General features: G+C 32.6%; 16 protein-coding genes and 1 tRNA gene. 10 read left to right on the top strand and 7 right to left on the bottom strand.

The window, feature by feature from the left end; genetic code table 11:
- Nucleotides 1-6: 6 nt before the first annotated feature.
- From zapA to AA80_RS00735, 4 genes are all read right to left on the bottom strand, one after another.
- Nucleotides 7-321 (bottom strand): cell division protein ZapA, encoded by a 315-nt coding sequence (zapA, locus tag AA80_RS00750; protein WP_103875967.1) that lies wholly within the window; start codon nucleotides 319-321, stop codon nucleotides 7-9.
- Nucleotides 322-355: 34 nt separating this feature from the next.
- The gene (locus AA80_RS00745; protein ID WP_103875966.1) at nucleotides 356-676 is read right to left on the bottom strand and encodes a coiled-coil domain-containing protein; all 321 of its coding nucleotides are present in this window, start codon (nucleotides 674-676) and stop codon (nucleotides 356-358) included.
- Between the two features lie 137 nt (nucleotides 677-813).
- On the bottom strand, nucleotides 814-1,077 hold the full coding sequence (locus AA80_RS00740) for a stage V sporulation protein S (protein WP_103875998.1): 264 nt from the start codon (nucleotides 1,075-1,077) through the stop codon (nucleotides 814-816).
- Nucleotides 1,078-1,140: 63 nt separating this feature from the next.
- Nucleotides 1,141-1,217, bottom strand: a tRNA-Arg gene (locus tag AA80_RS00735).
- Between the two features lie 96 nt (nucleotides 1,218-1,313).
- On the opposite strand from AA80_RS00735, the gene AA80_RS00730 reads away from it, so the two are divergent.
- The 4 genes from AA80_RS00730 to AA80_RS00715 all read left to right on the top strand — a co-directional run bounded on the left by AA80_RS00730 (nucleotide 1,314) and on the right by AA80_RS00715 (nucleotide 4,542).
- Nucleotides 1,314-1,880, top strand: a complete 567-nt coding sequence (locus AA80_RS00730; RefSeq protein WP_233186765.1) for a 3'-5' exonuclease — start codon at nucleotides 1,314-1,316, stop codon at nucleotides 1,878-1,880.
- A gap of 2 nt (nucleotides 1,881-1,882) precedes the next feature.
- Nucleotides 1,883-3,169: a PhoH family protein gene (locus AA80_RS00725; RefSeq protein WP_103875965.1), complete on the top strand. Its 1,287-nt coding sequence runs from the start codon at nucleotides 1,883-1,885 to the stop codon at nucleotides 3,167-3,169.
- A 79-nt stretch (nucleotides 3,170-3,248) separates the two neighbouring features.
- Entirely contained in the window at nucleotides 3,249-3,503 is a 255-nt protein-coding gene (locus AA80_RS00720) for a DUF4911 domain-containing protein (RefSeq protein WP_103875964.1), read from the top strand.
- Nucleotides 3,478-4,542 (top strand): YqeG family HAD IIIA-type phosphatase, encoded by a 1,065-nt coding sequence (locus AA80_RS00715; protein WP_103875963.1) that lies wholly within the window; start codon nucleotides 3,478-3,480, stop codon nucleotides 4,540-4,542. The genes AA80_RS00720 and AA80_RS00715 overlap by 26 nt, the downstream gene beginning before the upstream one ends.
- Nucleotides 4,543-4,554: 12 nt before the next feature.
- Here AA80_RS00715 and AA80_RS00710 read toward each other — a convergent pair whose 3' ends face one another.
- Entirely contained in the window at nucleotides 4,555-5,073 is a 519-nt protein-coding gene (locus tag AA80_RS00710) for a biotin transporter BioY (RefSeq protein WP_103875962.1), read from the bottom strand.
- Nucleotides 5,074-5,400: 327 nt separating this feature from the next.
- Here AA80_RS00710 and AA80_RS00705 point away from each other — a divergent pair, with 327 nt between their 5' ends.
- The 6 genes from AA80_RS00705 to AA80_RS00680 all read left to right on the top strand — a co-directional run bounded on the left by AA80_RS00705 (nucleotide 5,401) and on the right by AA80_RS00680 (nucleotide 12,824).
- Nucleotides 5,401-6,393: a LacI family DNA-binding transcriptional regulator gene (locus AA80_RS00705; RefSeq protein ID WP_103875961.1), complete on the top strand. Its 993-nt coding sequence runs from the start codon at nucleotides 5,401-5,403 to the stop codon at nucleotides 6,391-6,393.
- Nucleotides 6,394-6,429: 36 nt separating this feature from the next.
- On the top strand, nucleotides 6,430-7,641 hold the full coding sequence (locus tag AA80_RS00700) for an ABC transporter substrate-binding protein (protein WP_103875960.1): 1,212 nt from the start codon (nucleotides 6,430-6,432) through the stop codon (nucleotides 7,639-7,641).
- A 90-nt stretch (nucleotides 7,642-7,731) separates the two neighbouring features.
- A complete protein-coding gene (locus AA80_RS00695; RefSeq protein ID WP_233186764.1) occupies nucleotides 7,732-8,895 on the top strand; it encodes a carbohydrate ABC transporter permease in 1,164 nt (387 codons plus the stop codon).
- Nucleotides 8,896-8,905: 10 nt separating this feature from the next.
- Nucleotides 8,906-9,799 (top strand): carbohydrate ABC transporter permease, encoded by an 894-nt coding sequence (locus tag AA80_RS00690; protein ID WP_103875958.1) that lies wholly within the window; start codon nucleotides 8,906-8,908, stop codon nucleotides 9,797-9,799.
- Nucleotides 9,800-9,858: 59 nt separating this feature from the next.
- The gene (pgmB, locus tag AA80_RS00685; RefSeq protein ID WP_103875957.1) at nucleotides 9,859-10,503 is read left to right on the top strand and encodes a beta-phosphoglucomutase; all 645 of its coding nucleotides are present in this window, start codon (nucleotides 9,859-9,861) and stop codon (nucleotides 10,501-10,503) included.
- A gap of 29 nt (nucleotides 10,504-10,532) precedes the next feature.
- The gene (locus AA80_RS00680) at nucleotides 10,533-12,824 is read left to right on the top strand and encodes a glycoside hydrolase family 65 protein (protein ID WP_103875956.1); all 2,292 of its coding nucleotides are present in this window, start codon (nucleotides 10,533-10,535) and stop codon (nucleotides 12,822-12,824) included.
- Nucleotides 12,825-12,850: 26 nt separating this feature from the next.
- Here AA80_RS00680 and AA80_RS00675 read toward each other — a convergent pair whose 3' ends face one another.
- Together AA80_RS00675 and AA80_RS00670 are read right to left on the bottom strand one after the other, a co-directional pair.
- Complete coding sequence (locus tag AA80_RS00675) at nucleotides 12,851-14,062, bottom strand: 2,3-bisphosphoglycerate-independent phosphoglycerate mutase (RefSeq protein ID WP_103875955.1); 1,212 nt, start codon at nucleotides 14,060-14,062, stop codon at nucleotides 12,851-12,853.
- Nucleotides 14,063-14,107: 45 nt separating this feature from the next.
- The gene (locus tag AA80_RS00670; RefSeq protein WP_103875954.1) at nucleotides 14,108-15,343 is read right to left on the bottom strand and encodes an ABC transporter substrate-binding protein; all 1,236 of its coding nucleotides are present in this window, start codon (nucleotides 15,341-15,343) and stop codon (nucleotides 14,108-14,110) included.
- Between the last annotated feature and the right edge of the window lie 261 nt (nucleotides 15,344-15,604).

Genomic DNA, 15,604 nt, shown 5'->3' with positions numbered 1-15,604 from the left:
AATATCTTACCCCCATTGAATACTTTTACTTTGTTCATCGCTGTCTTCTTCGTTACTTCTAAGTGCGGTATTTAACATATCACTGAATTTATCAACCATATGTCTAATTTCTTGTTTCGTTTTTATACTGTTTAATCTTTCGTTTAGAAGCAATAGGAGAAAGATATAATCCACTTCTTCTCCACCGGTTTTTTTTGCATAGGTTTCAACTTCGGATTTTATGTTTTCTAAAATTTCGTTTATAACATCCTCAGGTTCGTCTACTTTATATTTATAATCTTTTCCTAAGATTTTTACTTCAATTGAACGATAATTCTTCATGATTTTTCATCCTTAAATGTTTTTTATGAATCCATTAATACTGATTTTGATCCGGTTCATCTTGGAATGGGGCATTTGAAGATGCTGGATTATCAAATTCTCCAGTTCTGAACTCATCTCCTAATCTTGATATAAGGGAACTTTTTAACTGATTTAGATGGTTTTCAATTTCATCATTTTTTCTTTTTAATTCTTCTAATTCTCGTTTCATCTCTTCTTTTTCGTTGTTTACTTCTTCATACTCACCGAACAATTCATCGTACTGAGTTTGAAGATCGTTTTTTTCTTTTTTTAATTCGTTGTATTTGTCGGCCAAAGTTTCTAACATATTTTCCAGTTCTTTTAGAACGTCCATTTGTACTTTCCCCCTTTTTAATAATTTGTTAAAGTTGAAACTAGAATAATTATAACACAGCTAGATGAAAAAAAAACTAAAAATACTAATATTTTTTAATTTTAAAGCTAAAAAAACTAAAAGAGGCTATGCCTCTTTTAGTCTCTTGCTTTAACAAAAAATTTAATTGCAGTTCTCTCTTCTCCTTCAATTTCAACATCCGAAAAGGCTGGAACACAAACCAAATCGATTCCGCTAGGTGCTACGTATCCTCTGGCTATTGCTATAGCTTTAACAGCTTGATTAACTGCACCGGCTCCTATAGCCTGTAACTCAACGTTTCCTTTATCTCTAATGATAGCAGCCAAAGCACCAGCAACAGCAACAGGATTTGAGTTAGCAGCTACTTTTAGTACTTCCATTTCTGCCATGAATGATACCTCCCTGTAATGTTTTGTTTATATCTTCGACTTATATAGAAGAAATGGCGCATCTGGTGGGATTTGAACCCACAACCTTCGGATCCGAAGTCCGACGCTCTTTCCAGTTGAGCTACAGACGCTCTTCATTATTAATAATTATACCTTAAATTGACTCTTTAAATCAAGACCAAAATTTTTTAAATCATATGATATAATTTATTCATGGGGGTAAGATTATGATGAAAGTTAAAGATAAAGTTTTTTTAGCCTTAGATTTTGAAACAACTGGTTTGAATCCTGAGTTTGGAGATAGAATTATAGAAATTGCCGCAATCCCTATATACAATACAAAAATTAATTTCAAATATGCTTTTCATACCTTGGTAAATCCAAGGATATTTATACCTGCAGAGGTCTCAAAATTTCATAAATTAAATAATCAAGATATTTCTAACGCTCCATCCTTATTGGAAGTTTTTCCAAGATTTAAAGAGTATGTCGGTGATTCTATAATTGTATCACATAACGTAAAAATGGATCTAAGGTTTTTAGATATTGCCGCAAAAGAAAGTGGAATGTTTTCAATTGACAATTACTATATTGATACTCTTGAGATTTCTAGGTACTATTTTGATAAAGGTCCCTACAATCTTGAATTTCTTTCAAAAAAATTCAATTTAGGGATTAAACAATTTCATAGAGCTTGGGATGATGCTTTATCTACAGCTAAACTTTTCCAAAAATACATAAAACTTTTTTCTTTCGAAGCAATAACCAATTTTATTAAAAAATGGGGTGATTGATTTTGGTTAAGAATTTTATTATCGATACAAATGTTTTGATTCATGATCCTAACAGTATTCTCAGTTTTCAAGATAACAATGTTTTGATACCATTTCCAGTATTAGAAGAAATAGACAAGTTAAAAACGAGAAGCGATAAAGTGGCTAAATCCGCCAGAGAGGTAAACAGAATTTTAGATAGCTTTAGAAACGGAACACCGTTACATAAGGGAATAAAATTGCCTGAAGGAGGCACATTGAAAATCTTAGCACTGGAAAAAAATGATGATAAACATAAAATACCTACTTATCTTGGGGAATCAAAAGATGATTTCATATTATATTACGCCATGTTCTTAAAAAGAACAGACATCTTACCAACAATAATAGTTAGTAAAGATTTAAATCTAAGGATCAAAGCTGATGCATTAGGATTAGAAAGTCAAGATTATTTGACCGATAAAATAGACATAAAACTTCTGCCTGATGGTTATTATATAACAGAAAATCCAAGTAAAGAGGTTGAAGAAAAGGATGAATACGATTTTTCAGAATTAGGGTTCAAAGAAGAACCTTTCCCAAACACATATCTTAATTATGGAAATTTATTTTTAAGATATGATTCTAAGTCAAAAAAGTTCCAAACAATTTTGATGGATTTTGAAAGTGAGATTTTTGGAATAAAACCTAGAAACGCAGAACAAGTCTTTTCTTTGGATGCACTTATAAACCCTGACATACCTTTTGTGACGCTGGTTGGCAAGGCTGGCACGGGTAAAACGTTACTAGCGTTAGCAGCAGGGTTATATTGTGTGCAAGTTGAAAAGTTGTACAATAAACTCTTGATTTCAAAGCCTGTTATACCGATGGGGAAGGATATCGGGTATATACCTGGAGATATAGAAGAGAAGATGCGGCCATGGTTACAACCTATATATGATAATTTAGATTTGTTATTTAAAGGTAGCGGTAAGAAACCAGAAGAATATTTAACTAAGAAAGATTTATTGGAGATAGAAGTACTTTCCTACATAAGAGGAAGAACGATTCCAAACCAATACATGATAGTTGACGAAGCACAAAATTTAACACCTGCAGAAGTAAAAACTATATTGACACGAGTTGGAGAAGGCACAAAAATTGTATTAACAGGAGACCCATATCAAATAGATAACCCCTATTTGGACAGTTCATCTAACGGTTTAGTCTACACTGCGTCAAAATTTAAAGATAATCCTTTATCTGCGAATATTACAATGAAAAAAGGTGAAAGGTCAGAATTAGCGACTGTATCTTCTGAAATTTTGTAGAATATGTTCAAAAAGATACTTAGGTTGGGTAAGGGTTGAAGGAGCGCTAAAACTAGTTACTAGGAGGAAAAATAAATTAATGAAGAAAGAAAAATTGCATCCTGAATACGATATCTACATAGACATTGCAAAGGAAGACATTCACCTTTTAATTTATCTTGTTGAAGCTGAAGCTCACATAATGAATGTTAGGAAAAAACAAGAGAATGGGCATTTTAAAATAATAGTACCAGCAGGTTTAGTTGATGAAGCATTAACTTTACTCAACTCTTTAAAAAATTCTGACATAAAAGTGGAGGTTGTAAGTATTGAACCACATAACGGGATTGTTTAAATACATTCCAATACCTAGAGAATATAGTCCTGATATATACTCTATTGATTATGAAAAATTAAGAAAGCTTGGTTTTAACACTATTCTTATGGATTATGATTTTACTATTACTGTCTGGAGAGATGACAATATTTCCGACAAAACAGTGAACCTTTTAAACAAATTAATAAACGCTGGTTTTAAAGTGGCAATAGTTACAAATTCCAAAAGAGAAAAAGTAAAAATTATTGAAAAACTGACTATGGGTAAAGTAAAAGTATATACAAGTATGAAAAAACCTAATACTAAAAAATTAAAATCTGTTTTAGAAGAACTCGGTTCCAAAGAGTCAGAAACTGTTATTATAGGTGATCTTTTTATCACGGATATTAGCGTAGGAAATCGTCTGGGATTGTATACAATTTTGATAAATCCTTATACCTATGGGCTCGAAAATAAGTTTAAACAATTTATGGCTGGATTCACAAAATTTGCTTACAATGTATTTTTTTATACTATAGGTTGGTTTTTTAGAGCTATTGATTTAGCGGGTCCAAATGAATTTGAAAAAAGTGTATTTGATATTGATTACCAGCATCTAAAAGAGAAGGGGTATAAAATTTTAGTTTTTGATTTCGACAATACCCTCAACGAGTGGCATAGTGATTATTTACAACCAGAAGTCACCGACCTCTTTTTAAAATTAAAAGACTTCGGATTCTATATATTAATAGCAAGTAATAGTTCAAAAAAACGCTTTAAGAATTTAGATATAAAATTAAGTGAGTTGGGGGTAGATTTATTGGCTTCTGCAATGAAACCATTAAGGTTTAAAATCAGAAAAAAAATAAAGTTTCATGGTTACAAACCTGGGGAAGGTGTAGTGATTGGGGATCAACTTTTCACGGATGTTGCTTTAGGGAATGCTTTAGGTTTTTACACGATAAAAGTTAAACCTCTATCTAAAAAAGAAGGGTTATGGACTCGATTTATGAGATTTTTTGAAAAAATAGCTTTGAAATGGATAAGAAAAAAGCCGACCTTGATAAAGAACGAATAATTTTTGAAAGTATCAAAAAGGTGGAATCAGCTTTAATCTTGACTCTATCAATTTTTTCAGATAAATTGAAATAATTAATTTGATGAGATCAAATAATATAAAAGGTAATATTCCAACTTTGAAAGATAGAAGAAGACTTTCCATATATATTCCTAACCATATCCAACCTGTAGAGTATACTATACATAGTCCCAAAAAACCAGATAATAAGTCTGAAAAACCTTTTTTGAATTCAAGAAAACTAATACAAACAGCAGCTAATGGAAAAGAAACCAAGAACCCCCCGGACGGTCCTAAAATGTGAACAATCCCTCCTGAGAAGCCTGCAAATACTGGTAAGCCTATTACACCTAATAACAAGTAGATCACTTGAATAGCAAAAGCCGTTCTTGGAGGGAAAAGGAATCCCGTCAAAAATACAAAAAGTAGTTGAAGGGTAAAAGGTATAGGGCCTAGTGGAATAGTAATTTGTGAGCCTATACACATTAAAGAAACAAATATGGCTATTAAAGAAAGTTCCCTAGTTCTCACTGTTATTTCAGCTCTCCTCTCATTAAATTTTTTCTCTAATTTTCATAAATTATATCAGATAAAAATACAAATATTGAGAAAAATAAAATATTTTCAAGATAATTGGCTTTAAATGCCTTTAATCATCTTTAAACGTCTGTAATTGAACTTGCTGATCCTTAACTTTTGGTGTATAATTAATGTAACCGATTACATTGATAAACCTGATTTCTGCAAAAATATCATAAAAAATAAACTTCAAGTTCACTATTTAAAGATATTAAAAAAATTAAATTCAATCTAGGTCGGTGTAAACGATTACAAAAATTGTTTTAAGGGGTAATTATCATGGCTTTAAAAATAAAAGATATTGCTAAAATGGCAAATGTATCCGTAGCGACAGTTTCCCGCGTATTGAATGATTCCGATAAAGTAAGCCTTGAAACAAAAAATAAGATTATGAAAATAATTCAGAAATACGATTATAAACCGGACAGAATAGCAACTTCTTTAAGAAGAAAAAAGACGGGGATTTACGCTGTTATTTTCTCTGTGAAAGGAGGGAAAGTTTTAGAAGATACTTACTCCACAAAATTTTTAAAAGGTGTTTTAAATTACTTTTCTTCAAAAGGGCTTAAACTTATCGTAGATATCCATGAAAATGGCAACGTAGCTGAATATTACAGTAATATGATAAAAAGTAAGATTGTTGATGGTTTTATTCTATTAGACATCAGAAAAAATGATGAAAGGGTGAATCTTTTAAATAAAGAAAATTTTCCGTATGTTGTTATAGGTAGAAATGATGAAAACAATTTTGTATACATTGATAGTGATAACGTAGCTGGGGCCTATATGGCCATCAAACATTTAAAACAGATAAAAAGTAAAAAGATTCTTTATATTAGTGGTGATATGGGGATTCCCGTCTCAGAACAGAGATTAACAGGGGTCAAAAGTGCTCAGAAAGACTTGGGAGTTGAAGTAGACGTAGAATTTGGGGATTTTGATGAAGAAAAAACAGTTGAAATATTAAAATCTCTTCTAAAAAAAGGATTCGAATATGACGGAATATTTTGTGCCTCAGATAACATGGCTTATGCTGCGATGAAATTTTTGAAGGGTTTGAATATAGAAGTACCGATTGTTGGATACGATAATATCCCCCTTTCCGAATTTGTGGGCTTGAGTACTATTGACCAGAACATTATAAGAATTGGTTACAGCGCAGCACAGGCAGTGGATAACATAGCAAATGGGAAAGAAACAATTTCTATGGTTGTTCCTTCAAAATTAATTAAGAGACAAAGCACATTGAGTTTTATTCAGAAACACATTTAGTATCATAAAAAATCACTTTAAAGGAGGTAGTGTTGTATGAGAAAGTTAGCTTTATTTGTTTTAATGGTTTTGTTGGTAGGTTCATCTTTTTCTGCTGTTACTATTACCATCACCGGATGGCCTGGGAATCCTGCTGAAGAATCAGGTATAAAAGAGATCGTTCAGAAATTCAACTCTTCTCACCAAGATATCCAAGTCAGATGGGATCCTATAGCCGGAGATTACAAACAAACACTGATGACTAGGTTATCTGGTGGTCAAGGACCGGATCTGTTCTATGTAGATGTGTATGTTTTCGAAGAGCTAGCAAGGGCAAATGTTTTGCAACCTTTAAATCTTTACATTCAAAGAGATGGGTTTGATATTGATGACTTCTATCCCAACTTGGTGGATGCGTTCATATTTAACAATAGAATATATGGAATAGCTAAAGATTTTTCAACTCTTGCTCTTTTTTACAACAAGGAGATTTTTGATCAATACGGAGTTCCTTATCCTACTACTGATGATACATGGTTTGATTTGTTGTACAAAGCGACCTTACTTAAAGAAAGAGGATATGAAGCACCATTATCTTTGGCAGCAGATTTCAACAGGTTAATTCCTTTAATTCACAGCTTTGGTGGGAGATTGGTAAAAGAAGATTTATCAACCGCATTAACCGAGAAAGAAGCGGTAGCTGCCTTAAAGCTTTATACTGAACTAGTTACAAAACACGAATTGGCTTATCTACCCTCCACGTTGGGTGCAGGATGGCTTGGAGATGCATTTGCTAAAGAGATGACGGCTATGGTTATGTCAGGCCCCTGGACTTTGGGATTTATAAGAGAATCTTTTCCAAATGTTGAAAAAAAGACAGGTATAGTTGAATTACCAAGTATTGTTGAGAAATCCTCTATGATATATACGGTTGCTTGGAGTATGAATAGACAATCTGCACATAAGGATGAAGCATGGGAAGTTTTAAAATTTTTAGTAACCGAAGGACAAGAAATTTTTGTGGAAAAGGCAGGAGTTCTTGGTTCAAGGCAAAGTGTGGCCGCTGAAGATACAGATCCTATGAAGAAGGTATTCTATGATTCAGTTGAATTTGGTTACCCATGGAGAGTTCCTACTCCTACCGGTATATTTGCCAAGGCAAATGATTACTTGAACTCGATACTAAATGATCTTTTTGCAGGAAGAATTACAATAGAAGAAGCTGTAAATTCTATCGAAAAAAATTACAAATCTTGGGTGACTCAGTAGATCATATTAGGCGTTCTGAATGCTTTTATTCAAGTGAATTAAATGATGAGGGTTTATCCCTCATCATTTTTTAAGAAAAGAGGTGATTTTATGAAACCTAAAACAAGAGAAGCACTATCTGGGTATATGTTTGCTTCCCCTGTTATAATTATAGTTTTATTATTTGTTATATACCCAATTATTATGATATTTTATTATAGCTTTACCAACTTTAATCCTTTAGAAACACAGAAATTTAAAGTACCTCTTAACCCACAGGAAACTATTGAGCTTCACATCGGGATGTTTCAGACAGATGTGAAATCAGTTGAGGAAATAGAAGAATGGTTTGATTTGCTAACTTTCATTCAATACGATGTTGGTATAAATTTGACTGATGAACAAAAAGATGCGGTATTTGAATATTTTGATACGGAGAAACTTTTGGAGAATTTTATCGAAGGTAAATTAAATACAATTATGACAAATTCTGAATTTATGACAACTTATATGAAAGAAGAAAAAGGTCTATTCAAAAAATATAGCCCCCAAATCGTTGGATTAGAAAATTTTCGAAGATTGTTTAATGATGATTACGTTAGAATTTCTCTTTTCAACACCTTACTGTATACATTGATCGTTGTCCCTATACAAACTTTTTTAGCTGTTTTGTTAGGAGTTGCAGCAAATTCAAAAGTTAAAGGTGTTAAATTTTACAAGGTTGTATTTTTCCTTCCAGCAATAACATCGTCCGCAGCAATTTCTATGATCTTTTGGTTGATTTATTCTAAGCCCGGAATTTTAAATCGAATTCTTGTAACACTTTTCGGTAATTTTGGATATCAACCGATAGATTGGCTTAATAATCCAAACACAGCGTTATTCTCAATAATGCTCATGAACGTATGGGCTACCGCTGGATATTTCATGATCACTTTTTTAGCAGGACTGCAAGATATCCCCAATTCATTATATGAAGCGGCAGATATAGACGGGGCTACTGGACGGCAGAAATTTTGGAGAATTACTCTACCTCTTTTAAGACCGCAGATATTGTTTGTTATAGTCATGGGAACTATCGGCTGTATGCAAGTATTTGATCAGATTTATTTTTTAATCGAAAATATGAGAAATATCACGATTTCATTTTACATATATAAAAATGCCTTTGAATATGGAAATATGGGGTATGCCTCATCGCTTGCGTTAATACTTTTCGGAATCATTATGTTTATTACTTTTTTGCAGCGAAGATATATCCCTGAAGAATATTGAGGTGAAATAGATGACAGAGAAAAAATGGAAAGTTGCAAGGATAATATCATATATTGTTTTAATCGCCTACACTTTAATTTCTCTTTTTCCTTTTTTGTGGGCAGCAGTCGTTTCATTCGTACCTATGAATTATGTTGACGAAAGCGGTATTACTAGAGGTACAGATGTAATGAGTTGGCCACCCAAGATACGAATTTTTGAATGGCCACCTAAGGCCTTCGGTGCTCCTTTGACATTTGAAAACTATGCAAAAGTTTTTGAAGTAGTTCCACTGTATTCGAGATGGTTTTTAAACACAGTTTTATATGCAGGGTTTATCACCTTAGGGAACATTTTAATAGGTACCCTGGGTGGTTATGCTTTTGCGAGGATAAGATTTCCCTTAAAAGAAGTGTGGTTCGCCCTTTTTTTAGGAACCATGATGGTTCCAGCTCAAGTTACCATGATCCCCCAATACACACTTATGGTAAATTGGGATTTAGTTAATACTTATTATGGAATGGTGTTCCCAAAATTGGCAAATATTTTTGGACTCTTTTTGATGAGGCAGTTCTTTATGAATTTTCCAAAAGAGATCGAAGAAGCTGCACGAATAGATGGTGCGGGGATAGGAGGAACTTTTTTCCGAATAGTATTACCCAATGCTAGACCTGCTGTTGGAGCGTTAGCAATATACACTTTTTTAGGGGCTTGGAACGATTTTCAATGGCCTTTAATAATTACTTCCCGTAAAGAGATGTACACCTTAACGTTGGGATTAAACTTCTTTAAAACATCTTATTATACTTTCTGGCAGTATATGATGGCGGCAACTATTATAATGACAATTCCAATGATAATTATTTTTCTTTCATTTCAAAAACAGTTTGTTGAAACAGGCAGAACTGCTGCAGTTAAAGGTTAAAGGATCAAAAATTTGATGATGAGGAGATGGAGTTTAGAACTACAAAGGAGGATTAATCTTTGATAAAAGCTTGTATTTTCGATTTAGATGGAGTGATAGTCGACACTGCGAAATATCATTATATGGCATGGAAGAGACTTGCAGACCAGTTGAATATACCTTTTAATGAAAAAGATAACGAAAGGTTAAAAGGTGTTAGCAGGATGAAAAGTTTGGAGATTATATTAGATTTGGGAAGTTTAAATCTTAATCAAGAAGAAAAAGAAGAACTGGCAAAAAAGAAAAATAATTGGTACATTCAGTACATAAGTAAAATGGACAAAAGTGAATTACTTCCTGGTGTAGAAGAATTTATAAAAAATTTGAAAAGAAAGGGGATTAAGGTTGCAATCGCATCAGCTAGCAAAAACACAAAATTAATTTTAAAAAGATTAAATTTAGAAGATACCTTCGATGCGGTTATAGATGGAACAATGATAAGTAACGCAAAACCTAATCCTGAAATCTTTTTAAGAGCTTCTGATTATTTAAATTTAAAACCTGAAGAATGTGTCGTTTTTGAAGACGCTGTTGCAGGTGTTCAAGCTGCAAAAAAAGCTGGAATGAAAGTTGTTGGTGTGGGAGAAGAAGAAGTATTGAAAGGTGCGGATAAAGTAATTAAGAATTTTGAAAACGTTGATTTAACTTTAATTGAAGGTATTTAAAAAATTGATTTTATGGGAGTGAGGAAATTTTGAACCTTTGGGAAATTGTACAAGATGAATACAATACAGAAAAAAACAAAAAATACGAGACTATTTTCACATTAGCGAATGGTTATCGTGGGTTTAGAGGGTTCAATGAATTTTCCAGTGAAGGTTGGAAGGGTAACTTTATTGCTGGCATATATGACAAATCAGACGCAGAAGTCCAGGAGATTGTGAATAATCCGGACCCTCTAACAATAAAATTTTATATCGATGGAGAGGCAATTAATTTAGATAAACACAAAATTAGAAGTTTCAAAAGATTTCTGGATATGAGGAAAGCACTTTTAAAAACAAATTTGGAAATTGAATTAGGTTCAGGGAAAATATTAATGATCAATGCCGAAAGATTTGTTAGTAAGAATGATGTCCACAGATGGGCAGCTAAATATGAAATAATACCGAAGAATTTTTCAGGAAAACTTATCATCGAAAACACAATAGATGGTTCAATTACAAATTCTATATTTGACCCTTATAAAGAAGTAAAACATTATAATGTTCTAGAAATGAAAGATTTGAAGCCCGGTATATTTTTAAAATCTTCTACAAAGGATAAAGCAATTGATGTAATAGAAGCAACAACGTTGCGTTGCTACAGAAATAACAATAACCTTTTACGAAATCGTTCTTTTAAAATTTTAGGTGATAAAGCAAAAGAACTTTATGAAATTTTTCTTGAGAAAGATAAAACTTATAGTATATATAAATATGGAGTAACTTATACAACGAGAGATAACATAATTGATATTGAAAAAGTTTCAGAAGAAGCTTTAGTAGAATTTGCCTTTGAAGGTTATGAAAAAGAATTAAAAAAACACTGTGAAGAATGGGAGAAGATTTGGGAAGATATTGATATAGAAATAAAAGGTGATAAAAAGGCTCAGTTAGGCATTAGATTCAGTGTCTTTCAGTTAACCTCATGTGCCAATAAAAATGATACTAATATTAGTATCGCTGCTAAAGGATTACACGGAGAAGGATATTTAGGACATATATTTTGGGACACAGAAGTATTCATGGTACCTTTTTTTGTATATACTCAACCAGAAACGGCAAAATCTCTTCTAATATATAGATATAATACGTTAAATGGGGCTAGGGAAAATGCCCTTTTGAATGGATACAAAGGTGCTCAATTCCCATGGGAGTCGACAGATACTGGTTTAGAAACTACCCCTAAGTGGGGAAAAGACTATGAGGGTAATCCTGTAAGAATATGGACGGGCGATGAAGAAATCCATATTATTGCAGACGTTCCTTTTGCTTATTGGGAATATTTTCGAGCTACTAACGATGAGGACTTTATGTTTGATTATGGAGCTGAAATATTTGTTGAAACTGCAAAATTTTGGGAATCTAGATTAGAATATAATGAACAAAAAGATAGATATGAAATTAATAATGTTATAGGTCCCGATGAGTTTCATGAGCATGTAAACAACAATGCCTATACTAATTATTTAGCTAGGTGGAATTTGCAAAAAGCTCATGAGATTTCTAATTTACTTAAACAAAAAGATTTCATAAAATACGACAGGCTCTGTAATAATTTGGGCTTATCAGAACAAGATTTCACTAATTGGAAAGAAATTTCAGAAAAAATATTTATTCCAAAGTTTGATGATACAGAACTTATAGAACAATTTGAGGGTTACTTTAAACTGAATGACTATTTAATCGACGAGTGGGACAAAAACAAAATGCCGCTGTGGCCTAAAGGTGTCGAGATCAACAAATTAAATAAAACACAGCTTGTGAAACAAGCTGATGTGATAATGCTTTTATTGTTGTTAGAAGATGAATTTGATAGTAATACAAAGAAGTTAAATTATGATTATTATGAGAAAAGAACTATGCATAAATCTTCGCTGAGTCCATCTATGTATTCAATAATGGGTTTGAAAGTAGGAGATACTCACAATGCCTATGAATATTTTATGAAAACGGTAATGACTGATTTGGAAGATAATCAAGGAAACACGGAGTATGGTTTACACGCTGCATCTGCAGGAGGGTCATGGCAAAGTGTTGTCTATGGTTTTGGGGGATTAAGTATAGATGAGAATGGAGCATTGAATCTTAATCCTTGGATACCGGAAAAATGGGAAAAATTATCTTTCAAAATTTATTGGAAAGGGGCAAGGATAGCAATTAGTATCTTTCAAGATAAAATCATTTTAGAATCAACACATGATCTAACAATAAAGGTTTTTTCTCAAGAGTGCTCTTTGAAAGGGTTCACTCCCTTTGTTTTTGATACTTCAAATACAATTTAAGAAGCGGGCCATAGGGCCCGCCTTGATTAAGCTCCGTACTTTTCTAGTTTTAAAGCATTTGCCAAAGCTAACGGCATAATATCCAGTGCTGATATCGTTCCAAGGGTACCCTTTGCACATTCATATTCATCAAAAGAAACAGACAGTCCTTTTCTAACATATTTTGAATGAATTAAAACAGGAACAGGATGCCAACTGTGTGCTTTTAGTAAAGCAGGGGTGGAATGATCTCCAGTTATAATTAAAACATCTGGATTGAGGCTTAAAATTTCTTTTACAGCTTTATCGGTGTTCTCTATTACCTTCACTTTTTCCTCGAAATTTCCATCTTCACCATAAGAGTCAGTTTTTTTCACATGAAAGTAGAAGAAATCATATTCATTCCATACTTTTTTCAATGTTTTAACCTCATCTTCTGTTGTTTGTCCTGCTTCTAACACGTCCATTCCAACTAATTTTGCAAGTCCTTTGTACATAGGATAGGTAGCAATGGCAGCGGCTTTTAATTTATAATTCTCTTCAAAAGATGGCAATAGAGGATGCTTGGAAAATCCTCGTAATAGTGCAAAATTCATTTTTGGTTGATCTTTCAACACTTCCCCTATCTCTTTTATCAATTTGTTGACTATATTAGCCATTTTTTCAGAATCAGGATTCGTTGCCTTGGCCCATTCCATTGGCTGACCTTCTCTTTGTGGATCAGCATCGGTTACCTCATCAAATAAGCTTTCCCCTGTAAATTTGACGACAAATCTATGTTCTTTCCCTGGATAGAAAGTTATATCAACATCTTCAATTTTTTTAATATTTTGAGAGAGAATTTCTACGATTTTCTTTGATTCTTCACTAGAGGGTCTCCCCGCCCTTCTATCAACTATTATTCCATCTTTTATTGTTGCAAAATTACCTCTTGCAACAACGTCCTTTTTATCTACTCTTATTCCTAATCCAAGGGCTTCTAATATGCCTCTTCCTATATCATACTTTAGGGAATCATAGCCGAAAAGTGAAAGATGCCCTGGACCGCTGCCAGGAGTGACTCCTTGTAGAACAGGTACACTCTGACCTAAATCACTTTCTTTGGCTAATGCATCCATGTTGGGTTTGTATGCAGCTTGAAGTGGTGTTTTACCGTCTTTTGGAAGATCTCCTAATCCATCCATAACAAGTAACACAATTTTAGAATCTGTCTTAACTACTAAATCTTTTATAATTTGTTGTCTATCAAGACTATTCACTAATATTACACCTCCGATATTAATTTTTTTAACTTATTTAATCCTTTAACGTAGTAAAAATTTTATTTCAGATATAATGTTGTTTAAAGCTCTTTCAACGGTAATTCTTCCTGTTAAGACATCGTAAACATTATTTTGTATAGGGAACGAAATTTCTGTGTATATGGGCGATTTTGGTTTCAACACTAAATTTTCTAAGGAATATTTAAAATTCAATAAATTAGGATCAACTTCAGAGATAGTTGGTTCGTTAAATACTTCTAAATTAATTGGTAAAAAGTTTAATTGTGTCAATCTTTGGATTTGATTTTCTTTGGAGGTCAAATATTTTATAAATTTTTTTGCGGCTTCTCTTTCTTCATCAGAAGCATTAGGGTTAATTGCCAAAGCTTTTCCTTTAAGCACAAATACATGTTGATTTGAAAAATCAGTTTTTGGGATAGGGGCAATTCCCACCTTTCCATTAGCACCAGAACCTTCGCTATTTAATAAACGCCAAGCATAGCTCAGATTCCTCATGAAAACGGCATCGCCATTTTGGAATATATTTCTACATTCTTCTTCTCTATACGTTGTTATACCTTTTGGACTAATTTCTTCAGATATAATGTTATTTAAGATTTTTAAGCTTTCTAAAGCCTTTTCTTTATTTTCTGGCTGTTCTAGAACAAAGTTATCACCTTCGAATATCTTGCCTCCATTAGAATATAAAATTTCAAGGAAAAAAGTTGTGAGTTCTTCGTATCTAGCACCTGGCCAAACAAAACCTTCTATTCCCTCTTTTTGAGAAATATCCTTTGCGATTGTAATCAATTCATCCCAAGTTTTCGGTACTTCGTATCCATATTTTTCTAATAAATCTTTTCTATAATATAAAAAACCGTTTTCAACATAATAAGGAATTGCTTTTATTTCGCCGTTAATTGTTACCATTTCTACGGTTTGTGGAACAAGATTGTTTACGTCAAAATATTCGGCATCTTGATTTAAGTTTACAAGAAATGGAGAAAATTCATTTATCCATTCCATATCGAGAGATAAGATCGTGGGTTCTTTTGCGTTGGTGACTACAAATGTCCCGTAAAATTTGTAAGTTGAACCTGGGTAGCTAGGAATCAAATAAATTTCTACGTCAATATCAGGATTTTGTTTTTCAAAATTCTCTATTTGGGAGTTTAGCAATTGGATTTGATCTTCAATTGATTCAACTGCTATAGTTATTTGAACAGCAAACAAGTTAATAAATAAAGATGTGACAATGAAAACAAATAATTTCTTCATTATACACACCCCCCTCGTATTTCTGTATTAATTAAATTATATCATAAAAATATCAAATGTTTTTTAAGGTAAAGTTCATTTGTCAATTATAAAAAGGCAGACTACTTGGTCTGCCATGTTTTAAAAACTTTTTTATATCTTAAAACTTTCAACTAATCCTTTTAATTCTGTGGCTAATTCACTCAACTCTTTCGCTTCTTCGTTTATCCCTACCCCTTGTTTTACTTGTTCGTCTATTAAACTTCTTGACCTTTCTAGTTG

It is taken from the genome of Petrotoga sibirica DSM 13575 (assembly GCF_002924625.1).
Taxonomy (GTDB): Bacteria; Thermotogota; Thermotogae; order Petrotogales; family Petrotogaceae; genus Petrotoga; species Petrotoga sibirica.
The sequence above is the reverse complement of the archived record's forward strand: the minus strand, read 5'-3'. Positions and strand labels throughout refer to the sequence as shown.

Excerpts from the sequence above, each read along its gene's own strand:
- AA80_RS00695 (WP_233186764.1), top strand. The coding sequence starts at position 7,732 with ATGAAACCTAAAACAAGAGAAGCACTATCTGGGTATATGTTTGCTTCC.
- AA80_RS00740 (WP_103875998.1), bottom strand. The coding sequence starts at position 1,077 with ATGGAAGTACTAAAAGTAGCTGCTAACTCAAATCCTGTTGCTGTTGCT.
- zapA (WP_103875967.1), bottom strand. The coding sequence starts at position 321 with ATGAAGAATTATCGTTCAATTGAAGTAAAAATCTTAGGAAAAGATTAT.
- AA80_RS00720 (WP_103875964.1), top strand. The coding sequence starts at position 3,249 with ATGAAGAAAGAAAAATTGCATCCTGAATACGATATCTACATAGACATT.
- AA80_RS00730 (WP_233186765.1), top strand. The coding sequence starts at position 1,314 with ATGATGAAAGTTAAAGATAAAGTTTTTTTAGCCTTAGATTTTGAAACA.
- AA80_RS00670 (WP_103875954.1), bottom strand. The coding sequence starts at position 15,343 with ATGAAGAAATTATTTGTTTTCATTGTCACATCTTTATTTATTAACTTG.
- AA80_RS00700 (WP_103875960.1), top strand. The coding sequence starts at position 6,430 with ATGAGAAAGTTAGCTTTATTTGTTTTAATGGTTTTGTTGGTAGGTTCA.
- AA80_RS00690 (WP_103875958.1), top strand. The coding sequence starts at position 8,906 with ATGACAGAGAAAAAATGGAAAGTTGCAAGGATAATATCATATATTGTT.
- AA80_RS00705 (WP_103875961.1), top strand. The coding sequence starts at position 5,401 with ATGGCTTTAAAAATAAAAGATATTGCTAAAATGGCAAATGTATCCGTA.
- AA80_RS00745 (WP_103875966.1), bottom strand. The coding sequence starts at position 676 with ATGGACGTTCTAAAAGAACTGGAAAATATGTTAGAAACTTTGGCCGAC.